The 18,855-nt window shown below is 76.0% G+C and carries 17 protein-coding genes; 13 read left to right on the plus strand and 4 right to left on the minus strand.

Going from position 1 to position 18,855, the window contains the following annotated elements; genetic code table 11:
• Positions 1-32 precede the first annotated feature (32 nt).
• The 10 genes from AC3WUG_RS01070 (at position 33) to AC3WUG_RS01115 (ending at position 13,242) form a co-directional block, all read left to right on the plus strand.
• A complete protein-coding gene (locus AC3WUG_RS01070) occupies positions 33-1,532 on the plus strand; it encodes an MFS transporter (RefSeq protein ID WP_492325936.1) in 1,500 nt (499 codons plus the stop codon).
• Positions 1,529-2,794 carry a M20 family metallopeptidase gene (locus AC3WUG_RS01075; RefSeq protein WP_492325937.1) on the plus strand — a complete coding sequence of 422 codons (1,266 nt, stop codon included), beginning with the start codon at positions 1,529-1,531 and terminating at the stop codon, positions 2,792-2,794. Before AC3WUG_RS01070 ends, AC3WUG_RS01075 begins: the two co-directional genes overlap by 4 nt.
• Positions 2,795-2,823: 29 nt before the next feature.
• Positions 2,824-4,212 (plus strand): L-serine ammonia-lyase, encoded by a 1,389-nt coding sequence (locus AC3WUG_RS01080; RefSeq protein ID WP_492325938.1) that lies wholly within the window; start codon positions 2,824-2,826, stop codon positions 4,210-4,212.
• A gap of 97 nt (positions 4,213-4,309) precedes the next feature.
• A complete protein-coding gene (locus AC3WUG_RS01085) occupies positions 4,310-5,203 on the plus strand; it encodes an aldo/keto reductase (RefSeq protein ID WP_492325939.1) in 894 nt (297 codons plus the stop codon).
• A gap of 265 nt (positions 5,204-5,468) precedes the next feature.
• Positions 5,469-5,558: a potassium-transporting ATPase subunit F gene (locus AC3WUG_RS01090; RefSeq protein WP_147795050.1), complete on the plus strand. Its 90-nt coding sequence runs from the start codon at positions 5,469-5,471 to the stop codon at positions 5,556-5,558.
• The gene (gene kdpA, locus AC3WUG_RS01095; protein WP_492325940.1) at positions 5,558-7,228 is read left to right on the plus strand and encodes a potassium-transporting ATPase subunit KdpA; all 1,671 of its coding nucleotides are present in this window, start codon (positions 5,558-5,560) and stop codon (positions 7,226-7,228) included. Before AC3WUG_RS01090 ends, kdpA begins: the two co-directional genes overlap by 1 nt.
• A gap of 5 nt (positions 7,229-7,233) precedes the next feature.
• Positions 7,234-9,411 carry a potassium-transporting ATPase subunit KdpB gene (kdpB, locus tag AC3WUG_RS01100; protein WP_492325941.1) on the plus strand — a complete coding sequence of 726 codons (2,178 nt, stop codon included), beginning with the start codon at positions 7,234-7,236 and terminating at the stop codon, positions 9,409-9,411.
• Positions 9,412-9,436: 25 nt separating this feature from the next.
• Positions 9,437-10,045 carry a potassium-transporting ATPase subunit KdpC gene (kdpC, locus tag AC3WUG_RS01105; protein ID WP_492325942.1) on the plus strand — a complete coding sequence of 203 codons (609 nt, stop codon included), beginning with the start codon at positions 9,437-9,439 and terminating at the stop codon, positions 10,043-10,045.
• A 3-nt stretch (positions 10,046-10,048) separates the two neighbouring features.
• On the plus strand, positions 10,049-12,544 hold the full coding sequence (locus AC3WUG_RS01110) for a sensor histidine kinase (protein WP_492325943.1): 2,496 nt from the start codon (positions 10,049-10,051) through the stop codon (positions 12,542-12,544).
• Entirely contained in the window at positions 12,541-13,242 is a 702-nt protein-coding gene (locus AC3WUG_RS01115) for a response regulator (RefSeq protein ID WP_492325944.1), read from the plus strand. The genes AC3WUG_RS01110 and AC3WUG_RS01115 overlap by 4 nt, the downstream gene beginning before the upstream one ends.
• Here AC3WUG_RS01115 and AC3WUG_RS01120 read toward each other — a convergent pair.
• The gene (locus AC3WUG_RS01120) at positions 13,200-14,126 is read right to left on the minus strand and encodes a DMT family transporter (protein WP_492325945.1); all 927 of its coding nucleotides are present in this window, start codon (positions 14,124-14,126) and stop codon (positions 13,200-13,202) included. The two genes, AC3WUG_RS01115 and AC3WUG_RS01120, sit on opposite strands and share 43 nt — an antisense overlap.
• A 40-nt stretch (positions 14,127-14,166) precedes the next feature.
• Here AC3WUG_RS01120 and AC3WUG_RS01125 point away from each other — a divergent pair, with 40 nt between their 5' ends.
• The 3 genes from AC3WUG_RS01125 to soxR all read left to right on the plus strand — a co-directional run bounded on the left by AC3WUG_RS01125 (position 14,167) and on the right by soxR (position 15,642).
• A complete protein-coding gene (locus AC3WUG_RS01125) occupies positions 14,167-14,667 on the plus strand; it encodes a MarR family winged helix-turn-helix transcriptional regulator (protein WP_492325946.1) in 501 nt (166 codons plus the stop codon).
• 92 nt (positions 14,668-14,759) lie between these two features.
• Positions 14,760-15,086: a ferredoxin gene (gene fdxA, locus AC3WUG_RS01130; RefSeq protein ID WP_492325947.1), complete on the plus strand. Its 327-nt coding sequence runs from the start codon at positions 14,760-14,762 to the stop codon at positions 15,084-15,086.
• A 31-nt stretch (positions 15,087-15,117) separates the two neighbouring features.
• Positions 15,118-15,642 carry a redox-sensitive transcriptional activator SoxR gene (gene soxR, locus AC3WUG_RS01135; RefSeq protein WP_492325948.1) on the plus strand — a complete coding sequence of 175 codons (525 nt, stop codon included), beginning with the start codon at positions 15,118-15,120 and terminating at the stop codon, positions 15,640-15,642.
• Here soxR and AC3WUG_RS01140 read toward each other — a convergent pair.
• The 3 genes from AC3WUG_RS01140 to AC3WUG_RS01150 are packed head-to-tail and all read right to left on the minus strand — an operon-like array spanning position 15,615 to position 18,738.
• Complete coding sequence (locus AC3WUG_RS01140; protein ID WP_492325949.1) at positions 15,615-16,322, minus strand: glycosyltransferase family 2 protein; 708 nt, start codon at positions 16,320-16,322, stop codon at positions 15,615-15,617. The genes soxR and AC3WUG_RS01140 overlap by 28 nt on opposite strands.
• Positions 16,319-17,677 (minus strand): bifunctional PIG-L family deacetylase/class I SAM-dependent methyltransferase, encoded by a 1,359-nt coding sequence (locus AC3WUG_RS01145; protein ID WP_492325950.1) that lies wholly within the window; start codon positions 17,675-17,677, stop codon positions 16,319-16,321. The genes AC3WUG_RS01140 and AC3WUG_RS01145 overlap by 4 nt, the downstream gene beginning before the upstream one ends.
• Entirely contained in the window at positions 17,671-18,738 is a 1,068-nt protein-coding gene (locus tag AC3WUG_RS01150) for an acyl-CoA dehydrogenase family protein (protein WP_492325951.1), read from the minus strand. Before AC3WUG_RS01150 ends, AC3WUG_RS01145 begins: the two co-directional genes overlap by 7 nt.
• Positions 18,739-18,855: the final 117 nt, after the last annotated feature.

Raw genomic sequence — 18,855 nt, forward strand, 5'->3', positions numbered from 1 at the left:
CGCCACCTCGTCGGCCCGTCCCAGGAGACCTCATGACCGCCTCCGCACCTCCCGGCACCGCCCAGGCCCGCCCCGCGCTCCGCGGGGTCGTCGGCTTCCTCGTCGTCATGGAGCTCGGCTCCGGCATGCTGCAGGGCTGGTACCCCGTCCTGCTGTCGGCCATCGGGTCCGAGTTCGGCGTCACCGCGGCCTCGCTCAACTGGGTCAGCGCCGCCTACATGCTCGCCACCGTGGTGTGCGTGCCGATCATCGCGAAGCTCGGGGACCGGTACGGGCACCGGCGGATGCTGACCGTGGCCGCCGCGCTGGTCGCGCTCGGCTCGGTCGTCGTCGCGCTCGCCCCGAACTTCGCGGTGCTGCTGGTCGGGCGCGCCCTGCAGGCCCCGCTGGCCGCCTTCCTGCCGCTGGAGTTCGCGATCGTGCGGGACCGGGACCCGAAGTCCGCCGGCCGGTCCATCGGCAAGCTGGTCGGGGCGCTGACGTTCGGCGCCGCGATCGGGTCGCTCGGGGCCGGCGCCCTCTACGGTGCCGTCGGGGACCTGCGGCTCGTGCTGTGGGTGCCCGCGCTGTTCCTCGCGGTCTGCGTCCCGGTCGTCGCGTTCCTGGTGCCCGAGTCCCGGGTGCGGGCGAGCGGCACGACCGACTGGCTCGGCGCGGCGCTGCTGGGCGTCGGCCTGCTCGCCGTGCTCGGCGGGATCTCGAACGCCGCGTCCTGGGGCTGGACGAGCCCCCTCACGGCGCTGGCGGTGCTCGGCGGCCTCGCCGTGCTCGTCGCCTGGGTGGCCGTCGAGCGCCGGGTCGCGCACCCGCTGGTCGACGTGACGCTCCTCGTCCGCGGCGGCATCGGCCTGCCGATCGTGGTCGCGTTCCTGTTCGGCGCGCAGCTGTTCGGCAGCCAGACCGCCTCGACGCTCTTCATGCTGAGCGACCCCGCCGCGGTCGGCTTCGGCCTCGGCCTCACCTCCGCGGCCGTCGGCATCGTCTCGCTCGTCGTGGCGCTCGCCGCGTTCGTGGCGTCGAGCGCCGGCGACCGGGTCGCGACGCGGCTCGGCGTGCCGGGCGCCGTCGCGCTCGGCGGCGCGCTGCTCACGGTCAGCTACGTCGGCCTGCTGCTGGGATCGGGGTCCGCGGTGGTCGTGATCGCGGCGATGCTGGTCGGCGGCCTCGGCAACGGCATCCTGATCTCGGTCCTGCCGACGATCGTCGTGACCCGCGCGCCGGCCGACTCGGTGGGGATCGCCTCGGCGCTGTACAACACCTCGCGCACCGCGGCCGGTGCGGTCGCCGGCGCCGTGTTCGCGCTCCTCATGGCGAGCTTCGTCGCCACCGTCGGGTCGGGCGACGAGGCCGTCACCACCACCTCGTTCACCGGGTACGTCGCCGTCTGGGGGGTGTGCGCGGCGATCGGCGTCGCGGTCACCGCCCTCGCCCGCCTCCTCCGCGGGCCGGCGGCCGCCGAGACCGAGCCCGCCGCCCAGCCCGCCGCCACCGTCCCCGCCGTCCAGCCCGTCACCGCAGGAGAGCACGCATGACCCTCACCGGATCCGTCAGCCCGACCACCCCGACGCCCGCCCCGGTGCGCATCGACGTCGCCGAGGCGCGGCGCCGCACCGCCGAGGTCGTCCGCGGCTGGGAGCAGCGGCTGCTCGCGGTCAGCCACGAGATCCACGCGCACCCGGAGATCGCGTTCGCGGAGCACCGGGCGGCCGGCCTGCTCGCCGACGCCCTGCGGGACGCCGGGTTCGACGTCACGGTCGGCGCCTTCGGGCTCGACACCGCGATCGACGCGACGGCCGGCTCGGGGGAGTTCGTGGTGGCGGTGTGCGCGGAGTACGACGCCCTCCCGGGCCTCGGGCACGCCTGCGGGCACAACATCATCGCCGCGGCCGGTCTCGGGGCGGCGGTCGCCCTGGCGTCCGTCGCGGACGAGGCGGGCCTGACGGTCCGGCTGCTCGGCACGCCCGCCGAGGAGCACGGGGGCGGCAAGGTGCACATGCTCGAGGCCGGCGCCTGGGAGGACGCGACGATCTCGCTCATGGTGCACGGCGCGCCCGGCGTCGACGTGCGCTGCGACGAGTTCACGACGCAGGCCGTCGACCGGTTCGAGGTCGTCTACACCGGGCGGGCGGCGCACGCGGCCGCCGCGCCGCAGGCGGGGATCAACGCGCTGGACGCGGCGACGATCGCGCTCACCTCGATCGGGCTGCTGCGCCAGCAGCTGCCGGGCACGGTGCGGACCGCCGCCGTGGTGACCTCGGGCGGCGAGGTCACGAACATCATCCCGGCCCGGGTGGTCCTGCAGGCCGAGGTCCGCTCGTTCGACCTGGACGAGCTCCGCGACGCCAAGCGCCGCGTCCTCGCGTGCTTCGAGGCCGGGGCGGTCGCCTCGGGCTGCACGTGGGAGCAGCGCCCGACCGAGCCGCGGTACGACCCGCTGCGGCAGGAGCCGGTGCTGGCGGAGGCGTGGAACGCGGCGCTCGCGGACCTGGGCCGCCCCACCGTGTCGCTCGGCGGGGCCGCCGGGGGTTCGACGGACATGGGCAACGTCTCGCAGGTCGTGCCGTCCATCCACCCGGGGATCGCGGTCCGGGGCTCGACCGCTGCCCCGCACACCGTGGGCTTCGCCGCCGACGCGGCCTCCCCGGCGGCGGACGCCGCGGTCCTCGACGCCGCGACCGGCCTGGCGTGGGCGGCGTGCGCCGCGGCGCTGTCCCCGGAGACCCGCGCCGACCTCCTCGCCCGGCAGGCGGCCCGGCCGGCGGGCGCCACCACGACGCCCCAGGGACGCGAGTGACGGCGGCGCCGGTCCGGTCGCGCGAGGATGTGGGCGTGTACGTCTCCGCCCTCGACCTGTTCTCCATCGGCATCGGCCCCTCGTCGTCGCACACGGTGGGGCCCATGCGGGCCGGGGCGGACTTCGCGCGCCGCGCGCTGGCCGCGCTCCCGGGCCGCGTGACCCGGGTCGGCGCGGTCCTGTACGGGTCCCTCGCCGCCACCGGCCTCGGGCACGGGACGCCGGACGCGCTGGTCGCCGGGCTCGCGGGCCTCGCGCCGGAGACCTGCGACCCCGCGGCCGTGCGCGGCGCCTGGTCCGCGCACCCGGAGGGCCAGGTCCTGCTGCTCGGCGGTGTGCTCCCGGTGGCGTTCGCGGCCGCCGACGTCGTGCTGGAACCCCGGGTGCGGCGACCCGGGCACCCCAACACGCTCGTGCTGCGCGCGTGGGCGGACGGCGCCGACGAGCCCGCGCTGGAGAAGACCTACGAGTCGGTGGGCGGCGGGTTCATCCGGTGCGTGGGCGACGAGCCGGCGGAGCCCGTCGCCCCGGTGGCCGCCGCCCGGGAGGCGGCCGCCGCCGACCTGCCGGTGTTCCGGTCCGGTGCCGAGCTGCTGGCGCGCTGCCGCGGCGGGCGGACGATCGCGGACGTCGCCTGGGCGCACGAGGTCGCCCAGCGGGAGCCCGCGGACGTCCGGGCGGGTCTGGACGCCGTGTGGGCGGCGATGCGCGCGTGCGTCGAGGCGGGGACCACGACCGAGGGCACGCTCCCGGGGGGCCTGCGCGTCCGGCGGCGGGCCGCCGCGATGCGCGCGAGCCTCGAGGGCGCGGAGGCGCACGGCCGGCGCACCGGGAGCGAGTGGCTGCAGGTGTACGCGCTCGCGGTGAACGAGGAGAACGCCGCCGGCGGGAGGGTCGTCACCGCGCCGACGAACGGCGCGGCCGGCATCCTGCCCGCCGTGCTCCACCACTACTGGGCCACGGAGCCGGGGGCGTCGACCGAGGGTGTGCACCGGTTCCTGCTCACCGCGGCGGCCGTCGGGTCGCTGATCAAGGCGAACGCGTCGATCTCGGGCGCCGAGGGCGGGTGCCAGGCGGAGGTCGGGTCGGCGTGCGCGATGGCCGCCGCCGGGTACTGCGCCGTGCTGGGCGGGACGCCGGAGCAGGTGGAGAACGCGGCCGAGATCGCGATGGAGCACCACCTCGGGCTCACCTGCGACCCCATCGCCGGGCTGGTGCAGGTGCCGTGCATCGAGCGGAACGCGATCGCGGCGACGACGGCCGTCACCGCCGTCCGGCTGGCGCTGCACGGGGACGGGTCGCACATCGTCTCCCTCGACGCCGTGGTGGAGACCATGCGGCAGACCGGCCTGGACATGAGCGAGAAGTACAAGGAGACGAGCCGCGGCGGTCTCGCCGTCAACGTCGTGGAGTGCTGAGGGGCGTCGGGATGCTCCCGGCGGGCGGCGGCGGGATGCTGGGCCCCGGCCCCGCCGCAGCCCGCCGCGGGGCGGCACCCCGCGCGAAGGAGCACCCGTGCAGCACCGCAGCATCGGCCCGTACACCGTCTCCGCGATCGGCCTCGGCGCCATGCCGATGTCGATGAACAACGACAAGGTCTACCCGGACCACGACGAGGCGATCGCGACGGTGCACGCCGCGCTCGACGCGGGCGTCACGCTGATCGACACCGCCGACATCTACGCACCGACCTGGGACCAGATGGGCCACAACGAGCGCCTCGTCGCGGAGGCCGTCCGCACCTGGGGCGGCGACACCGACGGCCTGCTGATCACCACCAAGGGCGGCATCACCCGCAGCGAGGGTGAGCAGTGGGGCCGCGACGGCTCCCTCGCCTACCTCCGGTCGGCGGTGGAGAAGTCGCTCCGCGAGCTCGGCGTCGAGGCGATCGACCTCTACCAGTACCACCGCCCCGACCGGTGGCTCGTCTACGGCGAGATCATGGAGCACCTGGCGACGCTGAAGCAGGAGGGCAAGATCCGCGAGATCGGCATCTCCAACGCCAGCGTCGAGGAGATCGAGATCGCGCAGCAGGTGCTGGGCGACGGCGGCCTGGTCAGCGTGCAGAACGAGTTCTCCCCGCGGCACCCCGGCAGCTACGACGAGCTGCGGTACTGCGAGGAGCACGGGATCGCGTTCCTGCCGTGGAGCCCGCTCGGCGGCACGGGCGGCGGCGGCCGCGGCGTCGGCGACCGGTTCTCCGTGTTCCGGGAGGTCGGCGAGGCGCACGGGGTCAGCCCGCAGCAGGTCGTCCTCGCGTGGGAGCTCGCGCTGAGCGACGTGCTGGTCGCGATCCCCGGCGCCCGGCGGCCGGCGTCCATCACCGACTCCGCGCAGGCGGCCGACCTGGCGCTCACCGCCGAGGAGGTCGGGCGCTGCTCGCGCGCCGTGGGGCTCGACGTCGGCTGACCCGGAGGTCCTCCGCACGCGATCCGTCAGGAACCGGCCGCGGCCCGTATGGAACCCGTGAGGATGGCCGCCGGCGCGGCCGGGCGGGAGTCGGATGGGACCCGGCCCGGGGAACCGACCCGGGTCCGCCGGCAGGGTGCCCACCCCGGGGCCCGCCGGCTCGGTTCGACGTCTGGAGTCCCCCCGTGCTGGACCTGGTGTTCGTGGCGGCCGCGGTCGCCCTGTTCGCGCTCGTGAGCGCCGTCGCCGCGGGGGTCGAGAGGCTGTGATCGTCCTCGACCTCGTCGCGGCGGCGCTCGGCGTCGCGGCGGTCGTCTACCTGGTGTGGGCGCTCGTGAAGCCGGAGCGGTTCTGATGGCCGGCTGGCTGGCCGCCGCGCAGCTGCTGCTGGTGGCCGTCGTGGTCGCGGCGCTGTACCGGCCCCTCGGCGACTACCTGGCCCACGTGTACACCTCGCCGCGCGACCTGCGGGTCGAGCGCGTGCTGTACCGGCTGGTCGGCGTCGACTCCCGGTCCGAGCAGTCCTGGCGCTCCTACGTCCGGAGCGTGCTGGCGTTCTCGCTCGTCGGGCTGCTGCTCGTCTACCTGCTGCAGCGGGCGCAGGCCTGGCTGCCCTGGGACCTGGGGCTGCCGGCCGTCCGCCCCGACCTGGCGTTCAACACCGCGGCCTCCTTCGTCGGCAACACCAACTGGCAGTCGTACTCGCCGGAGCAGACCCTCGGGTACTCCGTGCAGGTGCTCGGCCTGGCGGTGCAGAACTTCGTGTCGGCGGCCGTCGGCATGGCGGTCGCCGTCGCCCTGGTGCGCGGGTTCGCCCGCCGCCGCACGGGCACGATCGGCAACTTCTGGGTGGACCTCACCCGCGGCACGCTGCGGGTGCTGCTGCCGGTCGCGGTGCTCGGCGCGGGCGTCCTGATCGCCGGCGGCGTCATCCAGAACTGGGCCGCCCCCACGGACGTCACGACCCTGGCCGGCGGCGTGCAGTCGATCCCCGGCGGACCCGTGGCCTCGCAGGAGGTCATCAAGCTGTTCGGCACGAACGGCGGCGGGTTCTTCAACGCCAACTCCGCGCACCCGTTCGAGAACCCGACGGGCTGGACCAGCCTGTTCGAGGTCGTGCTCATGCTCGCGATCCCGTTCTCCCTGCCGCGCACGTTCGGCCGCATGGTCGGCTCGCACAAGCAGGGCTACGCGATCCTCGCCGCGATGGGCGCGATCTTCCTCGCCAGCACCGTCCTGCTCACGGTCGTCGAGAGCCACGGCGCGGGCACCGCCCCGCAGCTCGCGGGCGCGGCGATGGAGGGCAAGGAGCAGCGGTTCGGCGTCGCCGCCACCACGCTGTTCGGCAGCGTCAGCACGCTGACGTCGACCGGCGCGGTCAACGGCATGCACGACTCGTTCACCGCGCTCGGCGGGCTGTTCCCGATGCTCAACATGATGCTCGGCGAGATCGCCCCCGGCGGCGTCGGGTCGGGGCTCTACGGGATGCTCGTGCTCGCGGTCATCGCGGTGTTCGTCGGCGGCCTCATGGTCGGGCGGACGCCCGAGTACCTGGGCAAGAAGATCGGCCCGCGCGAGATCAAGCTCGCGTCCCTGTACATCCTGGTGACCCCGACGCTCGTCCTGGCCGGCACCGCGCTGTCGTTCGCGGTCCCGGCGGTGCGGGAGTCCGTGGAGTCCACGTCGATCTGGAACCCCGGGGTGCACGGCTTCTCCGAGGTGCTGTACGCGTTCACGTCCGCGGCGAACAACAACGGCTCGGCCTTCGCGGGCCTGACCGCGAACACCCCGTGGTTCAACACCGCGCTGGGCGTCGCGATCCTGCTCGGCCGGTTCGTCCCGATCGTGCTGGTGCTGGCGCTCGCGGGCTCGCTCGCCGCGCAGGACAAGGTCCCGGCCACCGCCGGCACCCTGCCCACCTCCCGGCCGCAGTTCGTCGGCCTCCTCACGGGCGTCGCGGTGATCGTGACCGCCCTCACCTACTTCCCCGTTCTCGCGCTGGGTCCCCTGGCGGAAGGTCTGTGACGTCGATGAGTACTGCCCTGCAGCACGACGCTGCCCCGACGACGGGCCCGGCCGACCCGGCCGCGCCCGCCCCCCGCCGCCCCCGCGGGCTGAGCCTCGCGCAGGCCCGGGAGGCGCTGCCCGACACGTTCCGCAAGCTCGACCCCCGCCTGATGTGGCACAACCCGGTGATGTTCGTCGTCGAGGTCGGCGCGGCGCTCACCACGGTCCTGGCGGTCGTCGAGCCGTTCACCGGCGGCCCCGAGCAGTCCGGCGGGACCGACACGCCGGCCACGTTCACCGCCGGCATCGCCGTGTGGCTCTGGCTCACGGTGCTGTTCGCGAACTTCGCGGAGGCCGTCGCCGAGGGCCGCGGCAAGGCCCAGGCGGACAGCCTCCGGCAGACCCGGTCGAGCACCACGGCCGCGGTGGTCGACGGGTACGACCCCGTGCGCGACCCGGGTGCCGAGCGCGCCCGCACCCGGCCGGTCGCCTCGCCGGACCTGGCGCTCGGCGACGTGGTGGTGGTGACCGCCGGGGAGCTGATCCCGGGCGACGGCGACATCGTCTGGGGCATCGCCTCGGTCGACGAGTCCGCCATCACCGGCGAGTCGGCGCCCGTGGTCCGGGAGTCCGGCGGCGACCGGTCGGCCGTCACCGGCGGCACCCGGGTGCTGTCCGACCGGATCGTCGTGCGGATCACGTCCAAGCCCGGCGAGACGTTCGTCGACCGGATGATCGCGCTGGTCGAGGGCGCGGCCCGGCAGAAGACGCCGAACGAGATCGCGCTGAACATCCTGCTGGCGTCGCTGTCGATCGTGTTCGTGGTCGTCGCGCTCACGCTGAACCCGATCGCCGGGTACTCCGGGGCCTCGGTGAGCGTGCCGGTGCTGATCGCCCTGCTGGTGTGCCTGATCCCGACGACGATCGGTGCCCTGCTGTCCGCGATCGGCATCGCCGGCATGGACCGGCTGGTGCAGCGCAACGTGCTGGCGATGTCCGGCCGCGCCGTCGAGGCGGCGGGCGACGTCACGACCCTGCTGCTCGACAAGACCGGCACCATCACCTACGGCAACCGCCGCGCGGTCGCCTTCCTGCCGCTGGGCGGTGTCGACGCGCACGACCTGGTGCGGTCCGCCGCCCAGGCCTCGGCCGCCGACCCGACGCCGGAGGGGAAGTCGATCGTCGACCTCGCCGCCGAGCAGGGCGTGGCGGGCGACGCCGCGACGATCGCCGCCGGCACGGAGGTCGTGCCGTTCACCGCGCAGACCCGGATGAGCGGCGTCGACCTGCCGGACGTCACCCGGATCCGCAAGGGCGCCGGCAGCGCCGTCGTCGCGTGGCTCGAGGAGGAGGGCGCCCTGCCCGCCGCCGTGCGCCGCGAGCTCGACGGCCACGTGGAGCGCATCTCGTCCGAGGGCGGCACCCCGCTGGTCGTCGCGGCGAAGGACTGGTCCGGCCGCGGCCGGGTCCTCGGGGTTGTGCACCTCAAGGACGTCGTCAAGGACGGCCTGGCCGAGCGGTTCGCCGAGCTGCGCGCGATGGGCATCCGCACCGTGATGATCACCGGCGACAACCCGCTGACCGCGAAGGCGATCGCCGCCGAGGCCGGGGTGGACGACTTCCTCGCGGAGGCCACCCCGGAGGACAAGCTCGCGCTGATCAAGCGGGAGCAGGAGGGCGGCAACCTCGTCGCGATGACCGGGGACGGCACCAACGACGCCCCCGCGCTCGCGCAGGCCGACGTCGGCGTGGCGATGAACACCGGGACCTCGGCCGCCAAGGAGGCCGGGAACATGGTCGACCTCGACTCGGACCCGACCAAGCTGATCGACGTCGTCCGGATCGGCAAGCAGCTGCTCATCACCCGCGGCGCGCTGACGACGTTCTCCATCGCGAACGACGTGGCAAAGTACTTCGCGATCATCCCGGCGCTGTTCGCCGGGGTGTTCCCGGGGCTGGCGGCGCTCAACATCATGCAGCTGTCGTCGCCCGCGTCCGCGATCCTCTCCGCGATCGTGTTCAACGCGCTGGTCATCGTCGCGCTGATCCCGCTGTCTCTGCGCGGGGTGCGGTACCGCGCCGCGGCCGCGTCGTCGATCCTCGGCCGCAACCTGCTGGTCTACGGCCTCGGCGGCGTCGTCGCGCCCTTCCTCGGCATCAAGCTGATCGACCTGCTCGTCAGCCTGCTGCCCGGCTTCTGACCCCCTCGGACTGAAGGAGAGAGCCGTGAGCTCCCCTCGCACCACCTGGTCGCACCTCGTCGTCTCCCTGCGGGCGATGCTGGTCCTCACCGTCATCCTCGGGGTCGCGTACCCGCTGCTCGTCACCGGGCTGGGCCGGCTGCTGCCGGCGCGGGCCGACGGGTCCCTGGTGACCGGGGCGGACGGCGCCGTCGTCGGGTCGTCGCTGCTCGGCCAGTCGTTCACCGACGCGGACGGCGCGCCGCTGCCGCAGTACTTCCAGTCCCGGCCGTCCGCGGCCGGCGACGGGTACGACGGGGCCGCGTCGTCCGGGTCGAACCTGGGGCCGGAGAACCCGGACCTGGTCGCGGCGATCGAGGACCGCCGCGCCGCCGTCGCGGACCTGGAGGACGTCGACCCCGCCGCGGTGCCCGCCGACGCCCTGACCGCCTCGGCGTCGGGCCTCGACCCGCAGATCAGCCCGGAGTACGCCGACCTGCAGGTCCCGCGGGTCGCCGCCGAGCGCGGCCTGTCCGAGGACGAGGTCCGCGGGCTGGTGGCGGCGGCCACCACCGGGCCGGACCTGGGCTTCCTGGGCCAGGCCGGCGTGCGCGTGCTCGAGCTCAACCTCGCGCTCGACCGGCTGGCGGGCTGAGGCGTGCCGAGGGGGCGGCTGCGGGTCCTGCTCGGCGCGGCGCCGGGGGTCGGCAAGACCTTCGCGATGCTCGAGGCGGGGCGGGACATGCACCGCGACGGCAAGGACGTGGTGGTCGCGGTCGTGGAGACCCACGGCCGCGCCGCCACGGCCGCGCTGCTGGACGGCATGGAGGTCGTGCCGCGCGCCGAGGTCGAGCACCGCGGGGTGCGGCTGGCGGAGATGGACCTGGACGCGGTGCTCGTCCGACGACCGGTGGTGGCGCTGGTGGACGAGCTCGCGCACACGAACGCCCCCGGGTCGCGGAACGAGAAGCGCTGGCAGGACGTGGCGGAGCTGCTGGACGCGGGGATCCACGTGGTCACCACGGTGAACATCCAGCACATCGCGTCGCTGAACGACGTGGTGCGCACGATCACGGGGGTGCCGCAGCGCGAGACGGTGCCGGACGCGGTGCTCCGCGCCGCAGACGACGTCGAGCTGGTGGACCTCGCGCCGCAGTCGCTGCGCGACCGGCTGGCGGAGGGCAACGTGTACCCCGCGGAGCGGGTCGACGCGGCGCTGTCGAACTACTTCCGGCTGGGGAACCTGACGGCCCTGCGGGAGCTGGCGCTGCTCTGGCTGGCGGACGAGGTGGACTCCGCGCTGCGCACGTACCGGGCGGAGCACGCGATCGAGGCGCCCTGGGAGGCCCGGGAGCGGGTGGTGGTCGCGCTGACCGGCGGCCCGGAGGGGGAGACGCTGCTGCGCCGCGGCGCGCGGATCGCCGCGCGGTCGGCCGGCGGGGAGCTGCTCGCGGTGCACGTCTCCGCCCAGACCGGGCTCCGGGACGCGAGCCCCGGCGCGCTGGCGGCGCAGGCGGCGCTCGCGGAGCAGCTCGGGGGCAGCTTCCACCAGGTGGTGGGGGAGGACGTGCCCGACGCCCTGGTGGGGTTCGCGCGCGGGCAGGACGCGACGCAGCTGGTCATCGGGCTGAGCCGGCGGAGCTGGCTGAAGGCGGCGCTCACCGGCCCGGGCATCGGCGCGACGGTCATCCGGCAGGCCGGCGCCATCGACGTGCACATCGTCAACCACGCCGCCGCCGGCACCCGGCTCGCGCTGCCGCGGCTCACCGGGGCGCTGACCGTGCGCCGCCGGGTGCTGGGCTTCCTGCTCGCCCTCGTGCTCGGCCCGCTGCTCACCTGGCTGCTGGTCGTGGCCCGCAACGAGCAGTCGCTCGCCAGCGACGTGCTGGCCTACCAGCTGCTCGTCGTCGTGATCGCGCTGGTCGGCGGCCTGTGGCCGGCGCTGTTCACCGCGCTGATGTCCGGGCTCACCCTCAACTACGTGTTCGTCGCGCCGGTGCACACCATCACGGTGAGCGAGCCGGTGCACGCGCTCGCGCTCGCGCTGTACGTGGCCAACGGCGCCCTGGTCAGCCTCGTCGTCGACCAGGCCGCGCGGCGCAGCCGGGTCGCGCAGCGGGCGGCCGCGGAGTCGGAGATGCTGATCGGCATCGCCGGCGGCGTGCTGCGGGGCGAGGACGCCCTCGGCGCGCTCCTGGCCCGCACCCGTGAGGCGTTCGGCCTGGACGCCGTGCGGCTGCGGGTGGCGGGTGCCCTCCGGGTGGAGAAGGGCGACGCGTCGGCGGCGTCCGCGCCGGTGGTGGTCCCGGTGACCGCGGACGCGACCCTCGAGCTGGCGGGCCCGCCCCTGGACCGCTCGGCGAGCCGGCTGCTCCCGGTCGTCGTCACCCAGGCCGCCGCGGCGCTCGAGCACGAGCGGCTCACCGCGACCGCGCGCGAGATCGCCCCGCTGCTCGAGACGGACCAGGTGCGCAGCGCGCTGCTCTCCGCGGTGAGCCACGACCTGCGCCGCCCGCTCACCGCCGCCGCGACCGCCGTCAGCAGCCTGCGCGCCGACGACGTCGACTGGTCGCCCGCCGACCGCGCCGAGCTGCTCGCCACGGCCGAGGAGAGCCTCGACACGCTGACCGTGCTGGTGACGGACCTGCTGGACGTCAGCCGGGTGCAGGCCGGCGTCCTCGGCGTCTCCTGCACCAGCACCGACGTGGACGACGTGATCCTGCCCGCGCTCGACGAGCTGCACCTCGGTCCCGACGACGTGGAGCTGGACCTGGACCCCGACCTGCCGCGGGTGCAGGCCGACCCCGCCCTGCTGCGCCGGGTGGTGGTCAACGTGCTGGCCAACGCCGTCCAGTTCAGCCCGCCGGGGTGCCGCCCGCGCCTGACCACGAGCGCGTTCGCGGACCGGGTGGAGATCCGGGTCGTCGACCACGGGCCGGGCGTGGCGGCCGAGCGGCGCGCGGACCTGTTCGTGCCGTTCCAGCGGCTCGGCGACACCGACAACACCGCCGGCCTCGGCCTCGGGCTCGCCCTGTCCCGCGGGTTCGCCGAGGGGATGGGGGGCACGCTGACCCCCGAGGACACCCCCGGCGGCGGCCTGACGATGGTCGTCGGGCTGCCGACCGCCCTCGACCCCGCGGAGGTCCGGCCGTGAAGATCCTGGTGGCCGACGACGACCCGCAGATCCTGCGTGCGCTGCGCATCACGCTGCGCGCCCGGGGCTACGAGGTGCTCACCGCCTCCGACGGCACGGAGGCGATCGACCGCGCCGCCGCGCACCGCCCCGACCTGTACCTGGTCGACCTCGGCATGCCGCGGCTCGACGGCATCGCCCTGATCCAGGCGCTGCGCGGCTGGACCCAGGCGCCGATCCTCGTCGTCTCCGGCCGCACGGGGTCGGACGACAAGGTCGAGGCCCTCGACGCCGGCGCGGACGACTACGTGACCAAGCCGTTCAACCTGGACGAGCTGCTCGCGCGGCTGCGCGCGCTCGGGCGGCGCTCCGGCGCGCCCGACGACGAGGCACCCGTCGTCACGTTCGGCGGGGTGCGGGTGGACCTGGCGGCCAAGGTCGTGACCCGCGACGGCGTGGGCCCGGTGCACCTCACGCCGACGGAGTGGCAGGTGCTGGAGATCCTCGTCCGGAACCCCGGCCGGCTGGTCACGCGGCAGACGATCCTGTCGGAGATCTGGGGCACCCACCACGTCACGTCGTCCGGCTACCTGCGGCTCTACCTGTCGCAGCTCCGTAAGAAGCTGGAGGCGGAGCCCGGGGCGCCGCGGTACCTGCTGACCGAGCAGGGGATGGGCTACCGGTTCGCGCCGGAGGGGGCGGCGGAGCCGGCGGGGTGACCCGCGCCCTCGACGCCGTCGGGGACGCGCCGCCGCGCGCGGGTCGCGCCCAGCGCCATCGCGCCGAGCACCACCGCGATCCCCGCGGCCTGGCGCCAGGACAGCACCTCCGCCGCCAGAACCGTCCCGAGCAGCACGCCGGTCACCGGGTTGAGCAGCCCGACCAGCCCGACCGTCGACGGCCCGAGGTGCCGCAGCGCCGCGAACCACGCGACGTTCGCCACGGCGGTCGCGACCAGCGAGACGTACGCGAACCCGAGCACCGCCGTGCCGTCGAGCGCCGGCGGCGCCCCCTCGACGGCGACCGCGACCGGCAGCAGCACGAGGGACCCGGCGACGAGCTGCCACGCGGTGAGCGGCAGCACCTCGACCTCGCCCTGCCAGCGGTTCGCCAGGACGTAGCCGACCGACGACATGAGCATCGCCGCGACCGAGGCGAGGATCCCGCGCGGGTCGAGCGCGACGCCGTCCCCGCCGCCCAGCAGCATCACCGCCACGCCGACGACGCCCAGCACGCCGCCGACCACCGCGCGCAGCCGGGGCCGCTGCCCCAGCAGCACCCACGCCGCCAGCATCATCGCGACCGGCCCCACCGCCATGACGGTCGACGCGATGCTGCTGGGCAGCGCCTGCGCGGCCACGTAGACCAGCGCGAAGAACGCGCCGACGGTGAGCGTGCCGAGCACCAGGGACCGCCACCACCAGGAGCCGCGCGGCAGCCGGCGCGCCAGCACGAGAAGCACGATCCCCGCGGGCAGCGCGCGGAGCAGGGCGCCCCACAGCGGGCTGTCGGCCGGCAGGGCGTGCCGGGTGACGTAGTAGGTGCTGCCCCACAGGACCGGGGCGATCGCGGCGACCGGCAGCCACCGGCGGTTGTCTTCCACGGAAGCGACTATACCTTCCGCGGAAGATATGATGGTGGGCATGGCACCCGACCACGTCGACCGCATCCAGCAGGAGTGGGCCCGCGAGCGGCCGGACGTCGACGTGCGCCCGCAGGGCGTCATCGGCCGGCTGCACCGGCTCGCGCTCGCCCTCACCGGCGAGATCACCGAGGTCTACCGGGAGCACGGGCTCGGCGAGGGCGAGTTCGACGTGCTCGCCGCGCTGCGCCGGGCGGGGGAGCCGTACGAGCGGGCTCCGGGCGACCTCGCGGCGCACACGATGGTGACCACCGGGGCGATGACGAAGCGGGTCGACCGCCTGGAGCGCGCCGGCCTGGTCACCCGCCGGCCGAGCGCCGTCGACGGCCGCGGGCGGGTCGTCGCGCTCACGCCGCGCGGCCGGGAGGTGATCGACGCGGCGTTCACCGCGCACATGGCGAACGAGCGGCGGCTGCTCGACCTGCTCGGCCCCGAGGAGGACGCCGCGGAGCTGGAGCGGCTGCTCCGCCGGTGGCTCGCGGCACTGGACCGCGGGGTGTGACCTCGGCCACCGCGCCTTGATCTCGACCATGGTTGAGGTCCTAGCGTCGACGCGGGCCCGGCCGCCGGGGCGCGGGCCCGGACGGAGGCCCCGTGACGTACGTGATCGCCCAGCCCTGCGTGGACGTCAAGGACAAGGCGTGCATCGAGGAGTGCCCGGTCGACTGCATCTACGAGGGCAAGCGCTCGCTGTACATCCACCCCGACGAGTGCGTCGACTGCGGGGCATGCGAGCCGGTCTGCCCCGTCGAGGCGATCTACTACGAGGACGACGTCCCCGAGCAGTGGAGCGAGTACTACCGCGCCAACGTCGAGTTCTTCGACACCCTCGGCTCGCCGGGCGGTGCCGCGCGGACCGGGGCGCAGGCGTTCGACCACCCCGTGATCGCCACGCTGCCGCTCCAGGTGCACGGGGACTGAGGCCGATCGTCGCGTCGCACCGAGGAGGCCCGTGGAGCCGGACGACACGCTGTCCGTCGGCGAGGTGAGCCGCCGCACCGGCGTGCCCGTCTCCGCCCTGCACTTCTACGAGCGCCGCGGCCTCATCGTGTCGACCCGGACGGCCGGCAACCAGCGCCGGTACGCGCGGCACATGCTCCGGCGGATCTCGCTGATCGTCGTGGCGAAGCGGCTCGGCGTGCCGCTGGCCGAGCTGAGCGAGGTGTTCGCCGCGGTGCCGCTCGACCGCGCGCCGACCACCGGGGAGTGGCGGCGGCTGTCCCGGGGGTGGAAGGAGCGGCTGGAGGAGCGCCGGCGCACCATCGAGCGCCTGGAGCGGGATCTCGCCGGCTGCATCGGGTGCGGCTGCCTGTCGCTCCGGGCCTGCGCGCTGCTCAACCCGGACGACGTGCTGGGCGGGCGCGGGGCCGGGCCGGTCCGGTTCGACGCCGAGGTGGCGGGGGAGCCCGTGCCGGGCGCCGACGGGCCCCGGCACGGTGGGGACGCGGGTCAGGCGGGGAACGCGTCCCGCAGGTAGCCCGCGTAGCCGCCGGGGGTGCGGCCGACCGTGCGGCCGGACGTCACGACGTCCACCTCGTCGGACGCCCGCACCACGACCTCGGGGTCGGCCCGCAGCCGCGCCACGAGGTCGACGTCCTCGTGCTCGACGAGCGGGGCGAAGCCGCCCGCGCGGAGGTAGGCGTCGGCGCGGATCCCGAGGTTCGCGCCGTGCACGTGCCCGTTCGGCCGGCCGGGGACCCGGGTGGCCCGCCACGCGGCGAGCTGCCGCGGCGTGAGGTCGCGCGGGTCGGGGCGGACGGTGCCGACCACGACGTCCGCGCCGGCGTCGGCGAGCGCGCGGTGCCCGCGCAGCCAGTGCGGGGGCACGACGGTGTCGGCGTCGGTGCAGGCGATCCACACCGCACGGGGGTCGTCCGCGCGCAGGGCGAGGCCGGTCCCGACCCCGGCCGCGCGCGCCGCCCCGACGGCCCCCGCCCGGACGGTCAGCGTGCGCACGCCCGCGGTCGCGGCCACCGCGGCCGACCCGTCGCGGCAGTCGTCGAGGACGACCACCACGTCCACCGGGGCCCCCGCGGCGTCGGCGGCGGCCGCGACGGACGCCAGGCACGCGGCCAGCAGCTCCTCCTCGTCGTGGACGGGCACGACGACCAGCAGCCGCTCGACGGGCGGGCGCGCGGCGGCCGGGCGCGGGCTCACGGCAGCAGGCCCTCGCGCTCCGCGACGGACGCCGGGTCGGCGGACCACACGTCGAGCGCCACGTCCGCGTCCCGGTACGACGCCACGCGGGCCAGGTCGAGCGCGCGGTCGAGCGTCGCCTGGACGTCGTCGCCCGTCTGGGCGTGCTCGGCGACGGGGTGCCGCCAGTGGCAGCCGAGCACGGTGGCGCCGGGCGCGAGCTCCGGACGCAGCCGCTCCACCAGGTCGAGCAGCTCGGGCCGGGTGAGGTAGTACGCGACCTCGGACAGCACGACGAGGTCGTACGGCCCCGCCGGGACGCCGGACCGCGCGTCGTGCCGGCGGACCGTCACGTGCGGCTGGTCGGCCACGCGCTCCCGGGCCGCCTCGACCGCGGCCGGCACGACGTCGGTCGCCAGCAGCCGGTCGCTCCGTCCCGCCAGCCCGGCCGTCAGGGTGCCGACCGAGCAGCCGACCTCCAGCACCGAGCCGTACCGCCGCGCCGGCAGCGCCGCGAGGGTGAGCGCCCGCTTGCGCTCCTCGTACCAGCGCGTCGCGAGCCCCCACGGGTCGTCGCGCCGCTCGTACTTCCCGGCGAAGTACTCCGGCGGGACCCCGGCGGGCAGGTCGTCGGCGACCACGAACGGCTCGACGTCCCGGTCGAAGTTCCGCAGGAACTCCGGGTGCAGCGGCGCGGCGTCCTCGGGCGCGGGCGACCAGGGCTGGGTCTGGGTCACGTGCTGGGCGAGCGCGCGGCGCTTCGCGGTCAGGTCCCGGTCGTCGAGGGGCAGCGCCCGCAGCCGGTCCCACGGGACGTCGGCGTGGTCCGGCGTCGCCCAGTGCCACAGCCACACGGGGTACTCCAGGAGCTGCGCGCCGGTCTCGGCCGCCAGCTCGGCGCAGACCTCCCCGACGACGCGGTGGTCCCGGTGGCCGTCGCCGCGCCACGGCGCGACCAGGACGGCGAGCGGCTCGTCGCCGACCGCCGCGCGCAGCGCCGCCGCGACCGCCTCGCGGTGCTCGCGCGTCCCGCCGTCGGGGAAGCCGAGCGTGGTGACGGCCGACCCGGGGGACAGCACGGCGACCCCCGCGGCCAGCTCGCGCGCCCGCATCGGGACCAGGTCCTCCGGCGCCAGGGTGGCGGAGCCGGCGTGCGAGCCCGCCCCGTCGGTCACCACCACGACGTCCGCGGGCCGCCCGGCCTCGGCGAGCCGGTGCAGCAGGCCGCCGGCGCCGAGGGTCTCGTCGTCGGGGTGCGCCGCCACGACCACCGTGCGGCCGGCGGGCAGCGCCAGCCCGGGCAGGGCGGCGAACCGCGCGGAGGCCTCCCAGATCCCGGCCGGGGTGCCGCCCGCCCGGCCGTCGAAGATCACCACGGCGCCGGTCCCGCCGCGAGCAGGCCGCCGAGCGACGCGTCGTCGCGCTCGGCGTGCTGCTGCCGGACGTAGACCTCCAGGTCGGCGACCCGCTTGGCGTGCCCGGGCTCCTGCGTCAGGGGTCCGGGGCCGAGCGCGTGACCGGCGAGCCGGAGCACGTCCTCGCAGGTGCGGGCGACGGTGGCGCGGACCCGCTTGGCGAGCACCCGGCCCGCGGCGCGGTCCGCCTCCGGCTCCGGGTCGAGCCCGCCGCGGGTGGCGGCGCCCGACGCGTCGACGCGGGCGGCGGCGTCCGCGAGCACCACGCGCGCGGCGGCCAGCCGCTCGTCGACCGCGCCCAGGTGCATCGCGAGCAGCCGGTCGTCGGGCCGCGCGGCGGCGTGCGCGTGCAGGCGCCGGGCGACGCCGACGGCGCCGCCGAACCAGCACGCCGCGACCCCGATCGCGCCCCACCAGAAGCCGGGTCGGTCCAGGTACCAGGAGCCCTCCGCGACCAGCGTCGCCCGCGCCCGGTCGAACCGCACCGGGGTGCTCGGGATCTCGGCGAGGCCGCGTGACGGCCACGGGGCGTCGACCGGCTGGACCTCCGGCGCCCGCAGGTCGACGGCGAACAGGCCGCGGCGCGTGTCGTCGTCCGCCAGGCGCGCGGTGACGAGGGCGGCGTCGAGCTCGCCCGCCAGCGAGCACCAGGGCTTGGTGCCGTCGAGCAGCCAGCCGTCGGCGTCGGCGGTGGCGGTGAGCGCGGGGCCGGGGCCCTCGGCCGCGTACACGCCCCAGGTGGTCGCGCCGGCGTCGAGGGGGGTGCCGGTCCCGGTCTGGTCGAGGATCGCGCGGGCGTCGAGGTGCGGCTCCACGGCCCGCGCGACCGCGAGGTCGTGCGCCCCGAGCGTGGCGAGCAGCTCCCAGAGCGCCGCCGTGGCGCTGGCGCCGGGGCGCAGGTGCTCCGGCCAGGCGGCGGCCGCCCGGAGCGCGTCGGCGACGGTCGCCGGCAGCGGGGCGAGGAGCAGGTCCGGCGGCGGGCTGGTGTCCTGGAGGCGGACGGGGCGGGTGCCGTCGGGCATGGGTCTCCTCGCGGCTCGGGGATCGGCGGACGCGCCGGGGGGCGGTTCCGGCCGCGATCATCGCCCGGGTCCGAGGGGCTCGCCAGCGGGGGGAGGCGCTGTCCAGGGCGTTCGCCC

The sequence above is a fragment of the Cellulomonas sp. EB106-03-03-XG116 genome (assembly GCF_058792015.1).

Bases quoted from the DNA above. Each gene is read 5' to 3' on its own strand.
- AC3WUG_RS01070 (WP_492325936.1), top strand. From the start codon at position 33: ATGACCGCCTCCGCACCTCCCGGCACCGCCCAGGCCCGCCCCGCGCTC.
- AC3WUG_RS01075 (WP_492325937.1), top strand. From the start codon at position 1,529: ATGACCCTCACCGGATCCGTCAGCCCGACCACCCCGACGCCCGCCCCG.
- kdpA (WP_492325940.1), top strand. From the start codon at position 5,558: ATGGCCGGCTGGCTGGCCGCCGCGCAGCTGCTGCTGGTGGCCGTCGTG.
- kdpB (WP_492325941.1), top strand. From the start codon at position 7,234: ATGAGTACTGCCCTGCAGCACGACGCTGCCCCGACGACGGGCCCGGCC.
- AC3WUG_RS01125 (WP_492325946.1), top strand. From the start codon at position 14,167: ATGGCACCCGACCACGTCGACCGCATCCAGCAGGAGTGGGCCCGCGAG.
- AC3WUG_RS01150 (WP_492325951.1), bottom strand. From the start codon at position 18,738: ATGCCCGACGGCACCCGCCCCGTCCGCCTCCAGGACACCAGCCCGCCG.